Annotated in this window: 13 protein-coding genes, 2 tRNA genes, 1 pseudogene and 1 riboswitch; of the genes and pseudogenes, 9 read left to right on the top strand and 7 right to left on the bottom strand. The window is 67.1% G+C overall.

From position 1 onward, the window contains the following. Positions 1-18 precede the first annotated feature (18 nt). A complete protein-coding gene (locus ACIA12_RS35535) occupies positions 19-561 on the top strand; it encodes an HdeD family acid-resistance protein (protein ID WP_396371710.1) in 543 nt (180 codons plus the stop codon). Here ACIA12_RS35535 and ACIA12_RS35530 read toward each other — a convergent pair. Next, positions 530-1123 (bottom strand): TetR/AcrR family transcriptional regulator, encoded by a 594-nt coding sequence (locus ACIA12_RS35530; protein WP_396371709.1) that lies wholly within the window; start codon positions 1121-1123, stop codon positions 530-532. The genes ACIA12_RS35535 and ACIA12_RS35530 overlap by 32 nt on opposite strands. Positions 1124-1180: 57 nt before the next feature. Between ACIA12_RS35530 and ACIA12_RS35525 the strand changes: the two genes are divergently transcribed. Continuing rightward, positions 1181-2074, top strand: a complete 894-nt coding sequence (locus ACIA12_RS35525) for a CPBP family intramembrane glutamic endopeptidase (RefSeq protein WP_396371708.1) — start codon at positions 1181-1183, stop codon at positions 2072-2074. On the opposite strand, the gene ACIA12_RS35520 is transcribed toward ACIA12_RS35525, so the two are convergent. Continuing rightward, a tRNA-Glu gene (locus tag ACIA12_RS35520) sits at positions 2069-2144 on the bottom strand. The genes ACIA12_RS35525 and ACIA12_RS35520 overlap by 6 nt on opposite strands. A 79-nt stretch (positions 2145-2223) precedes the next feature. Continuing rightward, positions 2224-2295 (bottom strand) — tRNA-Gln (locus ACIA12_RS35515). 158 nt (positions 2296-2453) lie between these two features. On the opposite strand from ACIA12_RS35515, the pseudogene ACIA12_RS35510 reads away from it, so the two are divergent. Beyond that, positions 2454-2513, top strand: a pseudogene (locus ACIA12_RS35510) (hypothetical protein); the annotation flags it as partial. A gap of 358 nt (positions 2514-2871) precedes the next feature. Then, positions 2872-3489, top strand: a complete 618-nt coding sequence (locus ACIA12_RS35505) for an RNA-guided endonuclease InsQ/TnpB family protein (RefSeq protein WP_396371707.1) — start codon at positions 2872-2874, stop codon at positions 3487-3489. A 40-nt stretch (positions 3490-3529) separates the two neighbouring features. Here ACIA12_RS35505 and ACIA12_RS35500 read toward each other — a convergent pair whose 3' ends face one another. From ACIA12_RS35500 to ACIA12_RS35490, 3 genes are read right to left on the bottom strand one after another with little or no spacing between them, the layout of a single operon-like run. Beyond that, positions 3530-4462: a lysostaphin resistance A-like protein gene (locus tag ACIA12_RS35500; RefSeq protein ID WP_396371705.1), complete on the bottom strand. Its 933-nt coding sequence runs from the start codon at positions 4460-4462 to the stop codon at positions 3530-3532. 29 nt (positions 4463-4491) lie between these two features. Next, positions 4492-6030, bottom strand: a complete 1539-nt coding sequence (gene gltX, locus ACIA12_RS35495) for a glutamate--tRNA ligase (protein ID WP_396371703.1) — start codon at positions 6028-6030, stop codon at positions 4492-4494. Then, positions 6023-6811, bottom strand: coding sequence for a fumarylacetoacetate hydrolase family protein (locus ACIA12_RS35490; protein ID WP_396371702.1), 789 nt, complete (start codon positions 6809-6811; stop codon positions 6023-6025). The genes gltX and ACIA12_RS35490 overlap by 8 nt, the downstream gene beginning before the upstream one ends. A 42-nt stretch (positions 6812-6853) precedes the next feature. Here ACIA12_RS35490 and ACIA12_RS35485 point away from each other — a divergent pair, with 42 nt between their 5' ends. From ACIA12_RS35485 to ACIA12_RS35465, 5 genes are all read left to right on the top strand, one after another. Further along, positions 6854-7342, top strand: a complete 489-nt coding sequence (locus ACIA12_RS35485; RefSeq protein WP_396371701.1) for a GNAT family N-acetyltransferase — start codon at positions 6854-6856, stop codon at positions 7340-7342. Beyond that, positions 7339-8208: a 3-methyladenine DNA glycosylase gene (locus tag ACIA12_RS35480; RefSeq protein WP_396371700.1), complete on the top strand. Its 870-nt coding sequence runs from the start codon at positions 7339-7341 to the stop codon at positions 8206-8208. The genes ACIA12_RS35485 and ACIA12_RS35480 overlap by 4 nt, the downstream gene beginning before the upstream one ends. A 64-nt stretch (positions 8209-8272) precedes the next feature. Further along, positions 8273-11599: a P-loop NTPase fold protein gene (locus tag ACIA12_RS35475; RefSeq protein WP_396371699.1), complete on the top strand. Its 3327-nt coding sequence runs from the start codon at positions 8273-8275 to the stop codon at positions 11597-11599. A 51-nt stretch (positions 11600-11650) separates the two neighbouring features. Then, on the top strand, positions 11651-12922 hold the full coding sequence (locus ACIA12_RS35470; protein ID WP_396371697.1) for a Fic family protein: 1272 nt from the start codon (positions 11651-11653) through the stop codon (positions 12920-12922). A gap of 86 nt (positions 12923-13008) precedes the next feature. Beyond that, complete coding sequence (locus ACIA12_RS35465; RefSeq protein ID WP_396371696.1) at positions 13009-13590, top strand: DinB family protein; 582 nt, start codon at positions 13009-13011, stop codon at positions 13588-13590. Between the two features lie 169 nt (positions 13591-13759). Here ACIA12_RS35465 and ACIA12_RS35460 read toward each other — a convergent pair whose 3' ends face one another. Further along, positions 13760-14863 (bottom strand): serine hydrolase domain-containing protein, encoded by a 1104-nt coding sequence (locus ACIA12_RS35460; RefSeq protein WP_396371695.1) that lies wholly within the window; start codon positions 14861-14863, stop codon positions 13760-13762. A 136-nt stretch (positions 14864-14999) separates the two neighbouring features. Continuing rightward, a riboswitch (cobalamin riboswitch) is annotated at positions 15000-15116 on the top strand. The last annotated feature ends 2 nt before the right edge of the window (positions 15117-15118 follow it).

Raw genomic sequence — 15118 nt, 5'->3', positions numbered from 1 at the left:
GCGATGGTGCGGGACTGGATGACTGTCGGATGGAAGATGCTGATCGTCCGTGGGGTGATCGGTGTCGTGTTCGGGGTGCTGGCGATCGTCTGGCCGATCTCGACGGCGATCGCACTGGCGTTGCTGTGGGGCTTCTGGGCCCTGATGGACGGCATCGGCTCGATCACCCAGGCGCTCCGGCCCGGATCCGGCGGCAGCAGGCTGTGGTTCGCGGCAATGGGCGTGATCGCCTTGGTCGCGGCGTTCTTCGCCATCTTCAGTCCCGCAGTCACCGCGGTCACCCTGACGTGGATCCTGGGCATCTGGCTGATCGTCCGTGGCGTGTTCGAGGCCGTTGGCGCCTTCACCACCGATCACCTGGCGCCTCGCTGGTTCTTCCTGCTCGGTGCCGCCTTCTCGATCCTGCTCGGCATCCTCTTCGCTGCCAACCCCGGCAAGGCCGCGGTCGGTATCGCCGTCCTCCTCGGAGTCGTCGCCCTGCTCTGGGGCGCGGCCTACCTGGTGTCCGGACTGGCCATGCGCCGGCTCGTTACTGCTTCACCCACGTCAGCGTCTGAATGAGCCGGTCGACGTGCCCGGCGAGTGCCCGACCGGACGGAACGAACTGCGGCGTCGAATGCGCGAGCTGCGCGTGCCCCAGGAACGCGGCATAGGCGAGTAGTCCACGATCACGCGCTCGCGCCGGCGAAAGACCTGACTCCGTGAACAACGAGGTGAGGTAGGCCAGCCGGCGTTCGGTGACTCGCGCCAGCGTGGGTGCGACGAGTGGATGCGTCGCCGTCGCCTGCAACGCGAGCTCCACCGACCCGGCCCCCACGCCTGGATCTCCCAGGACGTCCGTGAACACCAGACGCAGCAGGTCCCGGAGCCGGGCATCGGCGTCCGGGGCCTGCTCAACCGTCGCGATCACCCGATCTGTGTCGCGCCGCTCCCAGCGCTCGAGCGCGGCCGCGACGAGCGCGTTCCGATCGGCGAAGTGCCAGTAGAAGCTGCCCTTGGTGGTCCCCAGCGACTTCGCCAGCGGCTCCACGGCGACCGCCCCGAGGCCGCCCCGGGCGAGTGCTTCGAGCGCAGCCGCGGTCCAGTCGTTCGCCGTCAACGATTCGCGCTTCCCAGTTGCCATGACCATACGCTACCGTATGGTGCTGCCTCCATACGGAGGCGTATGGAAGGGAGAGTCATGGAGGCACTCACGATCGAATCGACGCCGGCCCAGGGGATCAACCCCGTTCGCGGAGCCGTCCAGCAGTACCCGATCCTCAGTTTCATCGCGCTGGCCTGTCTGTTCGGCTGGCTGTTCTATCCCCTGGCGTACTTCGGCATCGGATCGAACCCGGGCAACTTCCCGATCGGCCCGATCATCGCCGCCCTCATCGTCGCCGCCTGCCAGGGCCGCCCGCAGCTCCGCGCCTGGGGACGACGGCTGCGCAACTGGCGAGCCAGCTGGAAGTGGTACCTGGTCGCGCTGCTGGCACCGATCGCGATCCACATCACGAACGTGCTGGTGAATCACGCGTTCGGGGCGCCGCTGCCCACCTCCGCCCAATGGGCCGGCGCACCCGCGGCCCTGGCGACGATCCCGGTCCTGCTGGTGCTCATCGGCATCGGCGAGGAGGCCGCCTGGACGGCGTTCGTCGCGCCCATCCTGCTCCGGCGGCACGGATTCGTGGTCGCCTGGCTGCTCGCCTCCGCGCTGCGGATCTTCTGGCACCTGCCATTGATGCTCGACGGCAACCTGCCCTGGGTGATGGGCATCCTGGGCAACGCGGCCTTCACGATGGTGCTCCTGCAGGTCCTCGTCGCGACGCGCGGCGGCTGGCAACTGGCGGCTGTCTGGCACGCGAGCCTGAACGCGTTCGGCAGCGGTTTCTTCTTTCCGCTGGTCACCGGCCGCGACAACGCCCGGCTCGGGATCCTGCTCGCCGTCGCCTACGCACTACTGGCTGCCGTCGTGTACTTCCGGAAGCAGCCGGATCCCGCTGCCGTCCGGGGGGATGTGACGCTCGCCTCACTCCGGTACAGAGAGAAAAACAAGCGCCCCTCACCTGGTGGTGAGGGGCGCTTTCTCTGGTAGCCCCGACGGGATTCGAACCCGCGCTACCGCCTTGAGAGGGCGGCGTGCTAGGCCGCTACACAACGGGGCCAGAGCGCTTGCCGACCGGTTCCGGAGAGCCGGCCAACGAGGATGAACTGTACCTAACTTCCAGCGATACGGTCCAATCGCTGGGGTACTAGGACTCGAACCTAGACTAACTGGACCAGAACCAGTCGGGCTGCCAATTACCCCATACCCCAAAGCTTGTTACTGCGATTGTCAGCGCGTTTCCGCCCTCACAACCTGGCCCGCAGAGCCTATCGCAGCATGCCGCCAGAAACCAAAACGAGGTCACCGCCCCCAACTGTCACACCTGTCACAGCTGGGACTGTCGGTCCCAGCTGATTGGGTTGGCGACATGGCTCGATTCCGGATGTACCCGACGCCGACGCAGAAGGCTGCGTTGCTGGAGCAGTGCGGGCATGCCCGGTACGTGTGGAATCTGGCCCTCGAGCAGTGGTCGCTGTGGACCCCCGACAAGGCTACGGCGGCGCCGAACTTTGCTGAGCAATGCCGGCAACTGACCAGGGCACGAGCCACGTCCGACTGGCTGCGGGCCGGCTCGCAGACCGTCCAGCAGCAGGCGTTACGGGACTTCGACCAGGCCGTCAAGAACTTCTACGCCGGCACACACCGGCGGCCGACCTGGCGCAAGAGAGGGGCGCATGAGGGATTCCGCATCGTCGGCCCTCAAGCGTCCCGGGTCGTGAAGCTGAATCGGAAGTGGGCCGCGGCAAACGTCCCGAAGATCGGCTGGATACGGTTCCGGCTGTCTCGTGCGATACCTGACGCGAAGTCGTACCGCATCACCCGCGACCGGGCGGGGCGCTGGCACCTCGCATTCGCCGTCATCCCGCCACCGATCCCAACACCCGGCACGGGCGAGATCGTCGGCGCATGCTCGAGCAGGTGACCGTCGTAAGGACTGGGTGGAGAAGACCAGCACCAACCTCGCCCGACGCTTCGACGTCATCCGCGTGGAAGACCTGCGCATCGCTCCGATGACCCGGCGCCCCAAACCGAAGCCTGATCCGGAACAACCAGATGCGTACCTGTCGAACCGCCGTCGAGCGAAGGCCGGACTCAACCGCAGCATCCTGGCTAACGGCTGGGGACTGCTCGTCCAGCGCCTGGAGCACAAGGCCGCGGGACGGGTCGAGAGGGTGAATCCTGCGTACACGTCGCAGACCTGCAACGCTTGCGGGCACTGTGCACCTGAGAACCGCGAGAGCCAAGCGGTCTTCCGGTGCGCAGCCTGCGGACATCAGGCGAACGCAGACATCAACGCGGCAGTCAACATCGCGGCCGGACGGGCCGTCAGCGCACGCCGAGAGACGCCGTTAGGGGTCTCGCCGAAGCGTGAACCTCAACTCGCTACTCCACGTAGAAGTTGAAATCCCCGGCCCTCCAAGGGAGGGGAGGACGTCAAACCCGTCACAGCAGTCGCTTGCCGGGACCGCGATCCGCTACCAGCGAAGTCGACAGCGGCAGGTCGCAGCGGGTGGCCATTCCCTGCTTGCGGGCCAGCAGCAACGCGATCGCACCGAAGGCGGCGAACTTCACCACGTCGACGGCAACGAGCGACCAGGGCGCGTCGGAGGCTCCCAGGCTGTCGCCGACGGTGTTGGTCAGAGCCGCGTAGATGAAGGTGATCACGTTGTTCGCCGCATGCGCCGCGATCGGCGCCTCCAGCCCACCGGTACGGACCGCGAGCAACCCCGCCACCAGTCCGAACGCGAACCGGTCGAGGAACAGCGCTGGGCTCTCCCATGGCCAGATCCCGTGCGCCATCGTGAACAGCACGGTCGTCACCAGTACCGCGATCAGTGAGCTGCGCACCAACGCGCCGACCGCCTGCAGCAGGTAGCCGCGGAAGAAGTACTCCTCCCCCGCCGCCTGGAACGTCGACGTCAGCAACGTCACCACGATCACGCCGGCCGCGTCGGAGGCCACTCCATTTGATCCGCTGCCAAGTACGTCGACGCTGCCGAGCTCGATCACCCCGAGCATCACCAGCTCGAGCACCACGGCCGCGACGCCGAAGATCGCCAACGGCCGCCAGCGCAGCTTGCCGATCACCGACGACAGCAACCCCGGCGTCTGCTTGTTCAGCAACGTCGCGACGATCATCGTCAACGGGATCAGCACGATCAGCGACAGGTTCGTCGCCAGCAGCCCGAGCCAGGACACGGTGCCCTTGGGATCGGTCCGGATCGCCTGCTGCACCGACAGGACCAGCACGCTCCAGAACATCCAGCCGACCAGCACGGTCAGTGCTCCGAGGAGCACGAACGCGGACGGTGTGACGTTGTTGCGCAGCAGCCGGTGGTACGGCTGCGGGCCGGTGTCCCGGGGGTCGATCGCCACCCCGGGTCCCGGCGTACCGGCGTACGCCATCAGTCGGCCGGGAGGCTCGCGCGGGCCTGCTCGATCCGGCGGAGCGAACTCTCCCGCCCGAGCAGTTCCAGCGACTCGAACAACGGCGGCGAGATCCGGCGGCCCGAGATCGCGACCCGGACCGGGCCGAACGCGTTCTTCGGCTTCAGCCCCAGCCCCTCGATCAGCGCGGTCCGCAGCGCGGCCTCGATCGGCTCGGTCTTCCACTCGCCGACCCCGGCCAGCGCCTTGCCGGTCGCCTCCAGCACCGCGCCGGCGTCACCGGTCAGCACCTTGGCAGCCGAGTCCGGGTCGATCGAGAAGGCCTCGTCCGGTACGAACAGGAAGCCGAGCATGTCCGGCGCCTCGGAGAAGGTGTTCATCCGCTCCTGGACGTGCGGCACCGCCGCGTTCAGCAACGCGAGCTGCTCGTCCGACGGCTCGACCGGCAGCACGCCTGCCTTCGCCAGGAACGGCACCGCGCGGTTGGCCCAGTCGGCCGGCTCCAGCAACCGCATGTGCGAGGCGTTGATGGCCTCGCATTTCTTCGGGTCGAAGCGGGCCGCGTTCGCGTTCACCTTGCGGATGTCGAACGCCTTGATCATCTCGTCCATGGTGAAGACGTCGCGGTCGTCGGCGATCGACCAGCCCAGCAGAGCCAGGTAGTTGAGCAGCCCCTCGGGCAGGAAGCCACGCTCCATGTACTCGCCGAGGCCTGCGCCCGGGTCGCGCTTGGACAGCTTCTTGTTGCCCTCGCCCATCACGAACGGCAGGTGCCCGAAGCGCGGCGTCCGGCCGGAACCGATGCCGATCTCGGCCAGTGCCTCGTACAGCGCGATCTGGCGCGGCGTCGACGGCAGGAGGTCCTCGCCCCGCAGTACGTGGGTGATCTCCATCAGTGCGTCGTCCACCGGGTTCACCAGCGGGTACAGCGGGTAGCCGTTGGCCCGGACGAGCACATAGTCGCCCAGGTTCTCCGGCAGGAAGGTGATCTCGCCGCGGACCAGGTCGTCGAAGGTGATCGGGCGGTCGGGCATCCGCAGCCGTACTACGGGACGCCGCCCCTCCTCGACGTAGGCCTGCACCTGCTCGGGCGTCAACGCGCGGCAGTGACCGTCGTACCCGCTGTGCTGCCCCGCGGTACGGGCGGCCTCGCGGCGCTGGTCGAGCTCCTCCTGCGAGCAGTAGCAGTGGTACGCCCGGCCCGCCGCGAGCAGCTTCGCCACGACGTCGGCGTACGTGTCCATCCGCTCGGACTGCAGGTAGGGGCCGAACTCGCCGCCGACCTCCGGGCCCTCGTCCCAGTTCAGGCCGAGCCAGCTGAGCGAGTCCAGCGTGTACTGCATCGCCTCGGGGGTGTTGCGGGACTTGTCGGTGTCCTCGATCCGCAGGACCAGCTTGCCGCCGTAGTGCCGGGCGAAGGCCCAGTTGAACAGCGCGCTGCGGATGTTGCCGACCGTCAGCAGACCGGTGGGCGACGGTGGGAACCGGACCCGCACCTGGTTGGGCTCCAAGCCGCCGAGAACATCGTCGTCGGTCGGGGCGGGCTTGTCAGTCACGCACGATCACCTTGTTCGTCAGAGTTCCGAGTCCTTCGACGCTGATCGCGACCTCGTCGCCAGGCAGCATCGGGCCGACACCCGCGGGGGTGCCGGTGAGTACGACGTCGCCGGGCAGCAGCGTCATGAACGAGGTGATGTAGGCCAGCACCTCGGGGATGTCGAAGATGAACTGCGAGGTCCGGCCGTCCTGCTTCGGCTCGCCGTTCAGCGTGGTGGTGACTCGCAGGTCGGCAACATCCAGGTCGGTGCTGATCCACGGGCCGAGCGGGCAGAACGTGTCGTACCCCTTCGCCCGCGCCCACTGGCCGTCCGACTTCTGCAGGTCCCGCGCCGTCACGTCGTTGGCGATCGTGTACCCGAAGATGACCTCTTCGGCCCGCTCGCGGGGCAGGTCGCGGCAGATCCGGCCGATCACGATCGCCAGCTCGCCCTCGAAGTGCAGGTCGTTGGTCTGCTCGGGGTAGACGATGCCGTCCCGCGGGCCGATCACGCTGGTGTTCGGCTTGAGGAAGATCAACGGCTCCTTCGGCACCTCGTTGCCCAGCTCTTCGGCGTGCGCGGCGTAGTTGCGGCCGACGCAGACCACCTTGCTGCGCGGGATCACCGGGGCCAGCAGCCGGACGTCGGCCAGTTGCAGCTGCTCGCCGGTGAGCTTCACCGGCCGGTAGAGCGGGTCCGAGTCGAGCACTGCGACGGTACCGGTGAGCCCCTCGGGGTCGTCGGTCTCGACGATGCCGTACTTCGGCTCGTCATCAACGGAGAATCTGGCGATACGCACGGGCCCGAGCCTACCGTCGTACCAGGGTGAGACAGTTACACGGTGACGACTGACATCCGGCTGGCAAGGCCCGCGGAGTACGAGGACGTGGGTTCGCTGACCGTGGACGCCTATGCCGCGGACGGCTTCATCCCCGAGGGATCCGACTACGGACTGACCCTGCGCAACGCGGCCGACCGCGCCGCGAAGGCCGAGTTGTGGGTCGCGGTGGACGGTACAGAACTGTTGGGCACGGTCACTTTCTGTGCCCCCGGCTCGGTCTACGGCGAGATCGGCCGCGCCGGCGAGGGCGAGTTCCGCATGCTCGGGGTGGCGGCGAACGCGCGCGGCCGTGGCATAGGTACCGCGCTGTCGGCGCACTGCGTCGACCGCAGCCGCTCACTGGGCTACCACCGCGTCGTCCTGTCCAGCGCCAGCTACATGACCACAGCCCACCGCATGTACGAACGCCTAGGCTTCACCCGCCTCCCCGACCGCGACTGGTCCCCCCGCCCCGGTGTCGACCTGTACGCCTTCTCCCTGGACCTATGACCGCCGTACTGAACCCGACCGTCCTGGAGCCCGCCGACTGGCAGGCCCAGCAGGCAGCCCACGCCACTCGCGTAGACGCCTTGCTCGCCGCCCACCTGGAGCGCAAAGCCCGCGGCGAGAAGCACCCGGTCGAGGATTTCCTCTTCACCTACTACCCCACCCGCCCCAAACAACTCCGCCTCTGGCACCCCGGCCCAGGCGTAGGCCTACGCGGCGCCCGGGCTTACGAGGGCAAACGCGGCTACCTGTACGCCGACGACGTAGCCCGCCTGGACCCCGCCGAGGTGTTGAGGCGCGCCGACTCCATCACCTGGATCGGAAAGTTGCTCTCAGCAACCGCATCCCGCCAACCCCAGTTCGGCTGCTTCGGCCTCCACGAATGGGCGATGGTCTACAAGACCGACGACATCCGCCACGACTGGCCGTTGCGTCTAGGCAGCGAAGCCACCAACCAGGTAGTGGAATCCAGCAAAATCACCTGCTCCCACTTCGACGCCTTCCGCTTCTTCACCACCCCCGCCCGCCCCCTCAACCTCCTGCAACCCACCCGCGAATCCCAACCCCTGCTGGAACAGGGCGGCTGCCTACACGCCAACATGGACCTCTACAAATGGTCCACCAAACTCATGCCCTTCACCCCCAGCCCCCTACTCCTCGACTGCTTCGAGCTGGCCAAGGACATCCGCACCCTAGACATGCAAGCCTCCCCCTACGACTTCACCCCCCTCGGCTACGACCCCATCCCCATCGAAACTCCACTCGGCAAAGCCCAGTACGCCGCGGCTCAACGCACCTTCGCAGACCGCGCCCGCCTGCTGCGTCTCCAACTGGCCGACCTCTGCGACCTCCTACTTCAGAGCGTGTAGGAAGTTTCGCTCCCGCCACTCTTGCGTCCCGGCGAAGGACGCCCCCAACTGTCACCATCTATAGATGCCACAGCAGCTCCCCCGCCTGATCCTCCGACAGCAACTGACCGAGGTACGTGCTGGCATCGCTGGCCAGTTCACCGAATGGAATCCCGGTGCCGTGCTGACGAGGCTGCGCGCATCGGCTACAAGCGACGGAGACATCCACAGTCCGTGGGGAGCTTGGAAGCCCGGCGACGCCCCGCTGCTCGCGGCCGCCACCCCTTGGTCAGTCGACATGTGGCTGCCAGATGTTGCCCAGTGGCGGCCAGAGGTTGACTTCTCGCAGCCCGACGACGCTTGGCTGTTGCGCTCTGATGACCTCGGCGGCACGACAGAGTGGGGTGCCTGGGGCTTGGTCGATGGCTCGCCTGTGCTGGCGCTTGGCTACCACACCGGCTCGAAGTTCGGGCACTTACTCTGGCGGGAAGACGCTGGTCTGAAGGCGTTTGAGCCTGGATCGCAAGACGCGCTGCTGTGGGGCGCTTGGGGGAAGGTCGACGGCGCGGCTGTGCTGGCGACCGGTGGCGAAGACGGCTGGGTGCGGCTTTGGGATCCGGTCACCCTGAAGGAGCGCGGTGGGATCCAGACCGGGAAGGCCGGACGGCAGGTCGGCTGGGGAGCCTGGGGTGAGATGGATGGCCAACCGGTGCTCGCGACCGGAGGAGACACCTCCCTGCAGATCCTGCCGACCGCAGCTCTGCAGACCACGAGTCACTCGACCTCGGTCGGCCTGTCGATGCTTCCTGGCGACGAGACGACCTGGGGTGCTTGGGGCACGGTCGACGGGCGGTCTGTGCTCGCGTACGGCGGTGTGAACAGTTCGGTGCGGCTCCACGATCCGGCGGCGACCAACCGGTCCACGACCATCGAGCTTCAGGTGGGCGGGGAATCCGGCGCCACCACGATCTGGGGATCGTGGGGCATCTTCAACGGTGAGCCGATGGTTGTGGCCGGCGGGCCGGACGGGCAAGTGTGGTTCTGCGATCCGGTCAGCCTCACGTCGCACTGGGTTGTGCTCGGTCACCCGGTGCGCTGGGGGTCGTGGGGCTGGGTGAACAACCAGCCGGTACTGGCTGTCGGCGACGGCCACGGGGAGGTCCGGCTGTACGACCTCGCCTGGGAGCGGGTTGTGCCGCGGGTGCCGAACTATCGGTCGGATACCGGTGGGGCTGTCGATCTGCTGGGGCGGCGGGATGATGCGGCCGCGTTGGCTGATGTGATCACCGCGCGGTCGGCTCAGCCGCCGTTGGCTGTTGGGTTGTTCGGGCAGTGGGGTGATGGGAAGAGCATGTTCCTGGAAATGTTGCAGGAGCAGGTGAGTGAGCGAGCCCGGACCGCCGGGGTCAACGATCCGATCGCGCACGGGAACATCCGGCAGGTGCGGTTCAACGCCTGGCACTACGCCGAAGCTGACCTGTGGGCGAGCTTGGTTGCTGAGCTGTTCGCGCAGTTGAGTGATGGTGCCAATCCGGTGCGAGAGCAGCGACAGCGGTCGCGGTTGGCCAGTGAGTTGGTGCAGGCGCGCGGGCTGAGGGAGCAACTCGGTGCGGCCGAGGAGCGGCTGGCTGATCTACGGCAGGCCGGTGGGAGTGAGGATGGCGGCTGGGCGAGTCTGACGCCGTCGGCGCGGCTCCGTCTGCAGGACCTCCTCGGAGCCGACGCCGAGAGGCTGTACCGGGAAGCCGCCGTGACCGCGTCAACCACCCGGCGATCCTGGCGCTCGACGAAGAGGTTGCTCAAGGCGATCTCTTGGCGTGGATGGTTGGCTGCTGCGGCTGGAGTCGCCGGCACCGCCGCACTCGTCACCTGGGGATCCGACCTCGCGCGGTGGATCGAGGCTTTGCCGGTGGTGGCGGGACTGGTCGCCTTGGCCGGTGCCGGCGTGCGAGGTTGGGCTGGAACGCAACCTGCCCGGGAGGCGATCGGCTCGGCCTGGCAGACGGTTCGCCGGGTTCGGGACGAGCAGAAGCAACGGCTCGACACCGCCGAGGCGGTTGCTGCTGCCGAGGTGGAGGAGCTTCGGAAGCGGCTGCAGAACCTGACCTCCGCGGGGCAGCTCGCCGGTGTCGTCCAGGAGCGCGTCGGGGCGGCGTCGTACCGGGAGCGGTTGGGGTTGATGACGCAGATTCGGCAGGACTTCGAGCGGATGGCGGAGTTGCTGCGACCGGATGAGGCGATGCGCAGCGACGTACCGGTCGAGGATGCAGCTGGTGACGAACTGCCTGCGATCGATCGAATCGTCATCTACATCGACGATCTCGACCGGTGCCCGCCCGATCGGGTGGTCGATGTGCTGGAGGCTGTGCATCTGCTACTTGCCGTGCGGTTGTTCGTCGTCGTGGTAGCGGTCGATCCGCGGTGGTTGTTGCGGTCGCTGACCAGTCATTACCGGGAGCTGTTCGCCGCGGCGGAGGGGGCTCAGGATGACGACGAACTGTGGGCCGCGACGCCGGCGCAGTATCTGGAGAAGATCTTCCAGATCGTGCTCACGCTGCCGCCGATGGAGCAGGACGGCTATCGGAAGATGATCGACGACCTGGTCGGCCTCCGCACCGACTCCGATCCGGAATCCGAGGCTGCGGCGGCGGAGGCAGCCGCCAAGGCGAATGCGGTAGCGCGGGCGGCCGCGGACCTTGGGGTCAGCGCCGTGATTCCGACCGGCGGTCCAGCGGCGATCGACGCAGTGAGCAGGGCTGCGGCGATCACGGCGAACGCGGAACTCCGGGCGGCCGCGGCGAAGGAGAAGGTGGCGGAGGCCGCATGGCGCGCGCCTATCGACTTGACTGCTGTGGTCACCGAGCGGGTCGATCCACTGGCGCTGACACCGGCCGAGTACGAGTTGATCAATCTCCTCGGGCCGCCGCTGGTGACCGGGCCGCGTTCGGTCAAACGGCTGGCCAACAGCTACGGGCTGCTGGTCGCGACCGGCACGCGTCTGGCCACCGGACAACGCTCGGACCTGGAGCCGGTGCAGGACCTGGAGGGCGCGACGCCGCCGTACCGGGCGGGCATGGTGTTGCTGGCGGCGGTGATCGGGTTTCCGATGCTTGGGCCGTCCTTCTTTTCTGACCTGCACCACGCCGCACTGTCCAGTCCGAACAGTCGATGGGCCGACCATCTCGAGAGCCTTCATCCGACTGCGACGGGCAACCGCGCCGAGCTAACTGTTAGTCCATTCCGCAGTCAGCAGTGGAACGATTTCCTGTCCGCCTTGGAGAAGGTCGGACGACGCGCCACTGCCGCCGGCCAGCCACTCCCTGAACGCCTGTCGATCTGGTCAGCTTGGGTGATCCCTGTCGGGCGGCTGTCCTTCCCGACCGGCAGCACAGTCACCAAGTTGATGACTTAGTTCTCTTATTCAAGCTTGTTATCTAACCTTGAATAAGAGATAGTGGTCGATATGGCCAGGGTTGAGTTGCATCGGTGGCCGGGGCAGCTGGATGGGTTTACGCGGGCTGAGCGGCTGGGTGGGTCTTATGAGTTGTACTTTCCGGATCCGTTGGTGGGGCGGGAGTTCGATCTGAGTGGTGAGGTGCTGGCTGCGTTGGAGGATGCGGCCGGGGATTTGGGGCGGTTGGATGGGACTGCGGCGGTACTGACCAACAGTGAGGCGTTGGCTCGGTTGTTGTTGCGGGCTGAGGCGGTGGGGTCGTCGCAGATTGAAGGGTTGGTGGTGGGGGCTCGGCGGTTGTTGAAGGCTGAGGCGTTGCGGGATGGGGGGCGGCATCGGGATGTGACGGCTGAGGAGGTGTTGGGGGCCGTCGATGCGATGGTTTGGGTGACTGAGTCGGTGCGGATCGGGGACAAGCTCGAGGTTGAGCATCTACTTGAAGCGCATCGGCGGTTGATGGCGCATTCGCCTAATCCCGAGTTCGGGGGCGAGGTGCGGTATCTGCAGAACTGGATCGGGGGGCGGTCGCCGGCTGAGGCGTACTACGTGCCGCCGCCGGCGCAGGTGGTGCCTGGGCTGCTGGGTGATCTGATGGCGTTTGTTCGTGAGTCGCCGTTGCCGGTGCTGGCCAAGACGGGGATCGCGCATGCGCAGTTCGAGACGATCCATCCGTTTGCTGATGGCAACGGCCGGACGGGGCGGGCGTTGATTCACATGATCTTGCGCGCCGAAGGGCTGGTGGAGCGGAGTGTGCCGCCGGTGTCGTTGTCGCTTGCCACACATGCGACGCAGTACGTCGAGGCGCTGACCGCTTTCCGGCATACCGGGAAAGCGACTAGTCCCCGCGCACGTAGAGCTGCCAACGAATGGCTGCTGATGTTCGCGACCGCATGCAGCCATGCGACCGCTGAGGCAGCGCGTTTCGAACGTACGGCCGCGGACCTCAAGATCGCTTGGCGCGAACGAGCCGCCCCGGTGCGCGCGGGGTCCGCCGTCGACCTCTTGATCGAGACGGTGCCGGCCGCGCCCGTTCTGACGCTCGCCGCCGCGGCCGAGTTGATCGGCAGGTCGCAGCAGGCCGCCAACCAAGCGCTGACCCGCTTGACCGAGGCCGGGGTCCTGCGGGAGATCACGGATGGTCGCCGCAACCGGGTCTATGAAGCTCCTGAGTTGATCGATGCCTTCACCCTCCTCGAACGCCGCTTTGCCAGCCCGGCTGCCGATACACGGGTGGCAGCGCCTAGCAGACCTGTTCCTTCAGTGCCGGGACCGACACGCTGAGCTGATTGACTTTCCTCGCTTCCTCGATGAACAATTCGAACATACGTTCGAGAGCTGGACCAAATCGGGGAGTGTGAGGATCTGTGATGCCGGAGCCGTTCGACTGGGAGATCTTGCAGCGGCCGTCCGCGATGGCGATGGTGCGCGGGCAGCTCGGCTTCAGCTGGATGGTGTTGGCGGGGCGATTGGCGGCACTCACCGACGAGGAGTATTTCTGGAGGCCGAGCAGTGAGGCGCTGACGGTCGTCCGGCGGCAGTACGCGGGCCGGTTCAGGTCGCTCGGGTCGGGCGAGTGGGTGGCGCAGTGGCCGGACGAGCCGGACCATCGCGGGCCGCGGACGATCGCCTGGCTGATCGCCCACCTGACCGAGACGTTCTTCGAGCGCTGGGAGTGGACCTTCGGAGCGAGCCGGCAAGGCCGCGCGGACATCACTCTGCACGGCAACGCCCAGGACGCGGTCGCCTGGCTGACCCACTGGGTCGAGGCCTGGCGCGATTCGATCGCCGAGCTCGAGGAGGAGCAGGTGATGACCGTCGGCCTGAGTCAGGCGACCGAGCTCGACGCCGCCGAGCCCTTCGGCCACGTCGTACTCCGCCTGAACCGCGAACTCATCCACCACGGCTCCGAAATCATGACCCTCCAAGACCTCCACTCCCTGGCCGCCTAACCCACCCAACCGTTCCCGAACCGCCTGACCCACACCACCCCGATCGCCTGGTCGTCGAGGCGGAGGCCACTCCATCCACCGCTCAGGAGTGCGCCTCGGCGACCAGGCCCAGGCCCAAGCCCAGACCCAGAGGTCCCGGCCCATACCCAGACCCAGCCCCGGGCACCGCTCAGGAGAGCGCTTTGGTGGCCAGGTCCCAGACCTGCTCGAAGGCGTTGATTTCGGTGGGGTTGAAGCGGTTCTTGGTGACGGCTACCGAGATGCCGGTGGCGGTGTCCGCGTACGCTGCGCTGCCACCGATGCCGACCATGCCGAAGACGGTGGGCTCGACAGGGCGCATGCCGAGTTGGCCGATCGTGTAGCCGAGGCCGTACTGCGCTGGGCCGCCGGTCATCTCATCGAGGCCCGTGGTGGACAGGGCTGAGGCCTCGGCCAGCCGGGACCGGGACAGCAGGCGCACACCGTCGACTTCAGACATCAGTGCGGCGTACATGCGGGCAAGACCACGGGCGGTCACGGTTCCCCAGGCGGGGATGTCGGCCATCGTCACGTCGACGTTGTTGGCCAGCGCCGCGTTGGGGAACAGCGATCGCGGGCCCGACTTGAAGAGCGGAAAGTCCGGCGGCAAAGAAGCGAACATAGCCGCGCCGGCCGGGTCGTCCTCGAAATGCGCCACCCGCCCGAGTTCCGAGGCCGGTACGCCGAAGTACAACTCCCCCGCGATCCCCAACCGCGAGCCAATCTCAGAAGCCAGCACAGCAGAGATCGGCACACCAGTAGCCCGCCGCACCACCTCGCCAAGGATGAAGCCGAAGGTGACCGCGTGATACCCGACCCGCTCCCCCGGCACCCACCAAGGCTTCAGCCCAGCGATCACCGCACACATCGCCTCCCAATCGCAGAACCGCGCCAACGTCAGATCCGCCGGCACCGCCGGTACTCCCGCCGAGTGCGTCAGCACATGCCGGACCGTCGTCCCTTCCTTGCCATGAGCCCCGTACTCCGGCCACACCGAGGCCACCAACGTGTCGTAAGACAACACCCCCTGGTCCACCAACACGTGGACGACACTCGACGTCACCCCCTTCACCGCCGACGCCGCATAGAACAAAGTGTCCGACGCAACGGGCCGCCCCGGAGCGGCCATCCCCGCCACCGCATCCACGATCAACTCCCCCCGGCGGTAGACAGCGGCCTGTACGCCGTTCTCCGAACCCGACGCGACCAGCCCATCCATCACCGACTGGATCTGCTCCTGCAAAAACTCGTTCATCCCGGCTCCTTCTTGACGACTCCCAGCACTGGGTCGGAGCCGGCAAGCCAAACTTGACATGGTGTCGAGCTGAGTTTCTGACACAAGATGTGCGACACGCGGCGCGTCGAGACACTAGATGTGGGGTTCAGCGGGTTAAAGTCTCACCACTGGTCGTCAGGGGAATCCGGTGAGAATCCGGGGCTGCCCCGCAGCGGTAAGCGGGTAAGCGGTCCCGTGAGCCCGAATACCTGCGACCGGTGCGTGTGCCGCCGG

This window comes from Kribbella sp. NPDC051620 (assembly GCF_044453825.1).
In the GTDB taxonomy this organism is placed as follows: domain Bacteria; phylum Actinomycetota; class Actinomycetes; order Propionibacteriales; family Kribbellaceae; genus Kribbella.
The sequence above is the reverse complement of the archived record's forward strand: the minus strand, read 5'-3'. Positions and strand labels throughout refer to the sequence as shown.